General features: G+C 62.7%; 1 protein-coding gene. It reads right to left on the bottom strand.

All coding sequences use genetic code 11. From position 1 onward, the window contains the following. Nucleotides 1-84 precede the first annotated feature (84 nt). Nucleotides 85-1,824 carry an IS1634 family transposase gene (locus tag ACGLHR_RS51570; RefSeq protein WP_400103838.1) on the bottom strand — a complete coding sequence of 580 codons (1,740 nt, stop codon included), beginning with the start codon at nucleotides 1,822-1,824 and terminating at the stop codon, nucleotides 85-87. Between the last annotated feature and the right edge of the window lie 134 nt (nucleotides 1,825-1,958).

Here is a 1,958-nt window from a genome sequence, read left to right on the forward strand (position 1 = left end):
CCTAACTTTGAGTTCAGGCCAACGTAAGGTGTTGATTTCACGCGGTTATGCGAGTGCGTAGCGAGGGCTTACTGGGTACAGGTGCTACGGAAGGGCTGCCGGGCTGATACCCAGGAGGCGGAAGGCGCGGTCCTGAAGGGGCGTTGGCCGCGTGGTCATGATGATCTTGGCGTCCGGATTCAGCGGCGTGTGGCAGATGTTGTAGGTGAGCGTGGCCAGATCACCGAGCAACGTGCGCAGGCTGTGGACCGGCAGATCATCCTCGGTGCGCTTGGTGGCGTCCTTGGCTTTCGCCTGTTCCGAACGCCGTGCCTTGGCCACGGGCGAGGCACGGGAAGCGCGCGCTAGCTCGATGTATTCATCGTCAAAGAGCATCGGTTTTAATTTTTCGCGCATGTGCCATTCGACGTAGTAGGCCAGCATGCACAGAAAGACATGAGCACGCACGCGCTCGGCATTCCAATGGAATACGGGGCGCACGTGCAAGTCCATGGTCTTTAGCGAACGAAACGCTCGCTCGACCGCCGCCAAGCCCTTGTAGGCCGACACGGCCGCCTCGGCTGACAGTTGCGCTGCCGGCAAACTCGTGCGCACCACATACAGGCCATCGAGTGCCGCCTCTTGCTCGATCTGTAGCGTCTTGCGCGCCCAGGCAAAGCTGGTGTCGGTGATGGTCAGTTCGAAGTGCTTGGCCATCTTGAAGCGCTCGATGATCCGGCCCACGCGCAGGGCAATCGCCTCCGTGCCCTTGAGCCGGTTGCGCGCGCGCGTGGTGGCCTCGGCAATCTTGTTGAGTTCCTGTTCGGTGGCCTGCAACAGCGCCTCGCGTTTCCTGGCCCGTTCGTCGGCCAGCAGCGGATTGCGGCACACCACCAGTCGCTCGCCAGGAAACGTTTCGCTGGTGAGCTCGATGAGGTTGCGTTCATCGAACAGCGAGGGCTGAAAGGGGCCTTGTTCCCTGGCGAGTTCAGCAATCTGCGGGGCGCGCAGGCTACTCACCCAGTCCAGTCCTGCCGGGCGCAACAGCGTGTCGATGCGGGCTTGCGTCAGCATTCCCCGGTCCCCTACCCAGGCGAGTTTCTCGATGCCGAAACGGTCCTTGAGCTTCTCCACCTGAGACGCCACCGTGGTCGGATCGGCGGTGTTGCCGGCGAAGACTTCGACCGCTAACGGACATCCTTGCGGCGTACAGACCAGACCGAACACGATCTGCGGCTCGTGGCGTTTGCCATCGCGGCTGTAGCCGTAGGCCGCCAGGTCGCAGCAGCGCCCGGTCAGCCAGGTGGAAGTGAGGTCATAGAGCACCAGCGTGCTACCAGCCAGATGCTGCTTCGCCAGGCGCTTCTCGACGGCTTCCTGGGCCTCTCCCAGCCAGTCCATCGCGGCGTACAACTCCTCGGGCTCAACATCGCCGATGCCAAGCATGCGCGACAGCGAATGGGCCGCGGTCTGTTCCTGCAGCATGCGGTGCGTGGCCAGCTTGGAGGCGGGGGAGATCAGGCGCGCCACCAGCAGCGCCATAACCAGGGATTGCACACGGGCCGGCGCTGCCGCGAACCAGTGTTGCGCGCCGCAGGCGCGGGCCATACCGAGCGCGGCGGCCACATGGCCGTGCGGCAGACTGCGTTCGATCACCAGGGCCTCATCGGCCGAGGCCACGGCCGCCCCGCCGCGCAGCAAGACCTTCAAGCCCTCGATCACCTCGGGCGGTAGCGCGGACAAATTCGCCAGGGTGCGTTTCTTGACCTTGTTGCCTTCGCGATAGGACTCGCGCAGCAGGATCGCCGGCGGGGAGTTGCGGTTGGGGACGTGCTCGATATACATGAACACCATTGTCGAACATATTTAGCAAAAAACAAGGGTAATGTAATGTATTTACATGGCTACATATGCGCCCAAAAAATAGCCGAAACCCAACGGTGGCGCGGGTTCCGGCGAGTTCAGGGGCCAAAGTTAGG

The sequence above is a fragment of the Cupriavidus sp. CuC1 genome, assembly GCF_044627735.1.
Lineage (GTDB): Bacteria > Pseudomonadota > Gammaproteobacteria > Burkholderiales > Burkholderiaceae > Cupriavidus > Cupriavidus ulmosensis.

Bases quoted from the DNA above. Each gene is read 5' to 3' on its own strand.
- ACGLHR_RS51570 (WP_400103838.1), bottom strand. From the start codon at position 1,824: ATGTATATCGAGCACGTCCCCAACCGCAACTCCCCGCCGGCGATCCTG.